Source organism: Dietzia cercidiphylli, from assembly GCF_014145145.1.
In the GTDB taxonomy this organism is placed as follows: Bacteria; Actinomycetota; Actinomycetes; order Mycobacteriales; family Mycobacteriaceae; genus Dietzia; species Dietzia natronolimnaea.
This window is the reverse complement of the sequence record NZ_JAALEA010000227.1, coordinates 1-4,024: the sequence shown is the minus strand read 5'-3', so window position 1 is coordinate 4,024 and position 4,024 is coordinate 1. Positions and strand designations below refer to the sequence as shown.

Below are 4,024 nucleotides of genomic sequence, written 5' to 3'. Positions count from 1 at the left end.
CCCCCCTGCAGCGGCGCGCCGGACTGGCGACGCTCGTGGCCACCACCGCCGGTGGCAGCGGCGCGTTCCGGCTGCCCGACGTGGGCCGCGAGCAGGCGCCCGCGTTGTGGCGCACCGCCGGACCGGTCTGGGACCACCTCGCCGAGCCTCCGGGCTCTCGCCGAGTGGTCACGAATGCCGCGAAAAGCGACACGCGACCTGGGAAAACGTGAGCGGAATCGACCTCGCGGCTGAATCTCTCGGCAAGACCGCGACGGGATCGCTCTCTCTGAGGGGTCGCCTCAGTCGGAGTCGACGTCGGCGGGCCGGACGTCCGTGGCGGGGTCGAGCTTGCGCACGAGGCTCGGCGCGAGGTCGGAGAGCGTGTACTCGGACAGCAGGCGGCCGGCCTCGTCGTCGTCGACCCCCGCGAACACCCGCCCGATGGTGACGCCGTGCGTGGGCACGGCGACCACCCGGATCTCGTCGCCCACCTCGACCGACCCCGGCCGCAGCACGCGCGCGTACGCTCCGGGCCGCCCCGCCTCGGTGAACCGGCGCACCCACCTGGGCTTGCCGACGCGATCGCCGAACGTCTGGCACGGGATGCGCGGGGTGGTGATCTCCAGGCGCAACGGACCCCGACGACCGCTGCCCCGGCCCACCTCCAGGACGGTGCCGATCTGCAGCTGCGAGGTGTCGACGCCGGTCACTCGCAGGTTCTCGCCGAAGTACCCGGGCGGGATCGGCCCACCGAACTCGGGCTCCCACGGCTCGACATCGGAGTCGGAGAGCAGGTAGACGGCCTTCCACACGCCGCCGTGATGCTCGCGGTCGGCCTGGACGTCGCCGTGGAGGCCGTACTCACGGACCTGCACCGGGCCCTCGACGGGGCGCTTGTCGATCGCCGTCACGCCGACGCGGCCGGGAACGGTGAGGAGCTGGTCCACCACGCAGACGGCCTGCACGGTGAACGACTCCGGCACCGTCTCCCCGGACGCGGGACTGTTCGAGGCCGGCATCAGTGGCCGAACCTGCGGTTGCGGGCACCGTAGTCGCGCAGGGCGCGGAGGAAGTCCACGCGGCGGAACGCGGGCCAGTAGGCCTCGGTGAACCAGATCTCCGAGTAGGCGCTCTGCCACAGCAGGAATCCGGAGAGCCGCTGCTCGCCGGACGTACGGATCACCAGATCGGGATCGGGCTGGCCGGAGGTGTAGAGGTGCTCGCCGATGGCCTCCACGGTGATGCCGTCGACCAGGTCCCGCCCGGTCCGGCCCTCGTCGATCAACTGGGCGACGAGCTCGCGGGTCGCGTCGGCGATCTCCTGACGGCCGCCGTACCCCACGGCGACGTTGACCTTGACCCCCCGACGCCCGGTGCTCGCGCGCTCGGCGTGACGCAGCCGCTCGGCCAGCCAGTCCGGCAGCACCTCGAGCCGCCCGACGATCCGGACGTCCCAGTTCTTGTCCGGACCGGTGATCTCGTCCACCACGTCGGCGATGATCTGCAGCAGCTCGTCGAGCTCCTCGGCATCGCGACCCAGGTTCTCGGTGCTCAGCAGGTAGATGGTGGCCACGTCCACGCCCAGCTCGTCGCACCAGCCCAGCATCTCGGCGATCTTGACCGCCCCGGCCCGGTGTCCGTGCGCGACATCCGCGAACCCGGCCTCCTTGGCCCAGCGGCGGTTGCCGTCGGCCATCACCGCGATGTGTCGTGGGAGCCGAGCACCCTCGAGTGACGACCGGAGTCGCGACTCGTACAGCGAGTACAGGGGGGAGGAGGCATCCACTCGGTAGAGGTTACCGCGCGACGCCCCCTCCACAGGGGTCCCCCTGACCCGCGGGGGCTCAGCCCCGTCGGCCCGCGCGAACCCCCGCGGCCAGCGCGCGCACGCCCTCCTCGGTGGTATCCCAACCGATACAGGCGTCAGTGACCGACTTCCCGTAGACCAGCTCGGCGGCGTCGACGGACTGGGCGCCGGCCTCGAGGAAGCTCTCGACCATCACGCCGGAGATCCCGTCCTCCCCCGCCCCGATCCGCTCGGCGAGCTCGGCCACGACCTCGGCCTGGCGCTCGTGCGACTTGCCGGAGTTGGCGTGGCTCGCATCTACCATCACCAAACCGGGCAGCCCCACCTTCGCGACCGACGCCACCGCGGACGCCACCGATGCCGCGTCGTGGTTGGGGCCGCCCGTGCCTCCCCGGAGGATCACGTGGCAGTCGGTGTTCCCGGCCGTCTCCACCACGGCGGCCCGGCCCTCGGCGTCAGTGCCGAAGAACACGTGGCGCGACGCCGAGGACCTGCACCCGTCCACCGCGACCTGGACCTCGCCGTCGGTCCCGTTCTTGAACCCCACCGGCATGGACAGCCCGGAGACCAACTGGCGGTGCACCTGGCTCTCGGTGGTCCGCGCTCCGATGGCACCCCAGGAGACGGCGTCGGCGATGTACTGCGGACTGGTCGGTTCGAGGAACTCGCAGCCGACGGGCAGGCCGAGGTCCAACACATCCAGGAGGAGTCTGCGGGCCGTGCGCAGACCCCGCGGGATGTCGTAGCTCCCGTCCAGCGCCGGGTCGTTGATCAGGCCCTTCCACCCGACGGTCGTCCGCGGCTTCTCGAAGTAGACGCGCATGACGATCAGCAGGTCCTCCGAGACTTCCCGGGCCAGGGCCGCGAGACGCCCCGCGTAGTCGAGAGCGGCCGCGGGATCGTGGACCGAACAGGGCCCCACCACCACGAGCAGCCGGTCGTCTCGCCCGGCCAGGACATCGGCGATCTCGCTTCGGCTGCGCTCGACCAGCGCCTCGCGGGCCTCCCCCAGCGGGAGCTCGCCGAGGATCTCGATCGGCGTCGGCAACGGGGAGTAGGACAGGACGCGCCGGTCGGCGGTCTGGGTGGGGTTCTCGGCGGTGATGGTCACGGCGTGCGCTCCTGATGCGGGGGTCGTGGCGGGCCGGGTGCCGTGATCCTGTTCGGTGCCCTGTGTCGCACCCGGATCCGCCGCTGGAAATGGCGGGAGGCGGTGACCGTGGTGGTCACCGCCTCTGGGCTCCGGGTGTCGGACGTCCGACTAGCGGACGCGTGCGCTCGCGGCGCGGGCTCCACCCGGAGCCCACATAAAGCGCCAATAAGCGCGAGCGATCGACATGCCGGTCACCGTAGCAGAGGCCGCGCCCGTCGGGCCACTTGCACCTCCCGCCCCGGCTGGCACCCTGGAGTCATGGGATACCGACTCGTCGCTGACGCTGCGATGGTGCTCCACGCGGCCTTCCTCGTGTACATGGTGGTAGGCGGCTTCCTCGCGTGGAAATGGCGTTGGACATTCTGGCCACATCTGGCGACGGCGGCGTACGGACTCGGGATCGCGACGGTGGGGTGGGACTGTCCGCTCACCTACGTGGAGAACTGGGGACGCGCCCGCGCCGGCCAGGAGACGCTGCCGTCGACGGGGTTCATCGACCACTACCTCACCGGCGTCATCTATCCCGCGGAACATCTTCTGACGGCGCAACTCGCCGTTGCGGCCGCCGTGCTCGTCTCATGGGCGGGCCTGGCCTTCCTCCACTGGCGAGCGCGAGCACGCTCCCGCGCACTCGCGCCGGAGGCGCTGCACTCCTGACGTCGACGCCGCCGCCGCGGACTTCATTCGAACACTTGAACGATGATGCGAACATGGGTAGGATAGTACACATGTTCGAGTCAAGCGCAACGTGGGAGGTGGGTCGGTGGTGAGTGTGACGACGACGAGCTCGGCGGCGTTCGGGGCGCTGCGCGCGGTGCCGGATCCTCTCGACACGTTGGGCGCCGAGGCGTTGAGTGAGGTGGCGCGGTCGGCCACGCTGGCGCAGAATCTCGCCGCGGCCACCCGGCTTCAGGCCGCGTATCACCTCGTGCAGGCGATGGGGCGGCTCGATGAGGCCACCCATGATGACGGGGCGTGCCCGCGGCCGGTGTTCGCCCGTCTGGACCCGGCCGATCGGGCCCGTGACCACCTGGCGGCGGCGATGTCCCTGACCGGGTGGCACGCCGGGCGTCTGGTGACCG

At 71.2% G+C, this 4,024-nt stretch carries 5 protein-coding genes and 1 pseudogene; 3 read left to right on the top strand and 3 right to left on the bottom strand.

Features of this window, described 5'->3' with window-relative positions:
- Positions 1-212 (top strand): PH domain-containing protein (locus tag G6028_RS08740; RefSeq protein WP_241730645.1); only part of this gene is annotated, 212 nt, incomplete at its 5' end.
- A gap of 69 nt (positions 213-281) precedes the next feature.
- Here G6028_RS08740 and G6028_RS08735 read toward each other — a convergent pair.
- The 3 genes from G6028_RS08735 to G6028_RS08725 are packed head-to-tail and all read right to left on the bottom strand — an operon-like array spanning position 282 to position 2,900.
- Entirely contained in the window at positions 282-1,001 is a 720-nt protein-coding gene (locus G6028_RS08735; protein ID WP_194306920.1) for an MOSC domain-containing protein, read from the bottom strand.
- Positions 1,001-1,768 carry an isoprenyl transferase gene (locus tag G6028_RS08730; protein ID WP_182610033.1) on the bottom strand — a complete coding sequence of 256 codons (768 nt, stop codon included), beginning with the start codon at positions 1,766-1,768 and terminating at the stop codon, positions 1,001-1,003. Before G6028_RS08730 ends, G6028_RS08735 begins: the two co-directional genes overlap by 1 nt.
- 58 nt (positions 1,769-1,826) lie before the next feature.
- Positions 1,827-2,900: a 3-deoxy-7-phosphoheptulonate synthase gene (locus G6028_RS08725; RefSeq protein ID WP_182658645.1), complete on the bottom strand. Its 1,074-nt coding sequence runs from the start codon at positions 2,898-2,900 to the stop codon at positions 1,827-1,829.
- Positions 2,901-3,200: 300 nt separating this feature from the next.
- Between G6028_RS08725 and G6028_RS08720 the strand changes: the two genes are divergently transcribed.
- Together G6028_RS08720 and G6028_RS08715 are read left to right on the top strand one after the other, a co-directional pair.
- Positions 3,201-3,599: a DUF2784 domain-containing protein gene (locus G6028_RS08720; protein WP_182658644.1), complete on the top strand. Its 399-nt coding sequence runs from the start codon at positions 3,201-3,203 to the stop codon at positions 3,597-3,599.
- 109 nt (positions 3,600-3,708) lie between these two features.
- Positions 3,709-4,024: pseudogene (locus tag G6028_RS08715) on the top strand (hypothetical protein); the annotation flags it as partial.

What these genes read in the sequence shown, in the direction of transcription:
- G6028_RS08735 (WP_194306920.1), bottom strand. Translation starts at nt 1,001, where the DNA reads ATGCCGGCCTCGAACAGTCCCGCGTCCGGGGAGACGGTGCCGGAGTCG.
- G6028_RS08720 (WP_182658644.1), top strand. Translation starts at nt 3,201, where the DNA reads ATGGGATACCGACTCGTCGCTGACGCTGCGATGGTGCTCCACGCGGCC.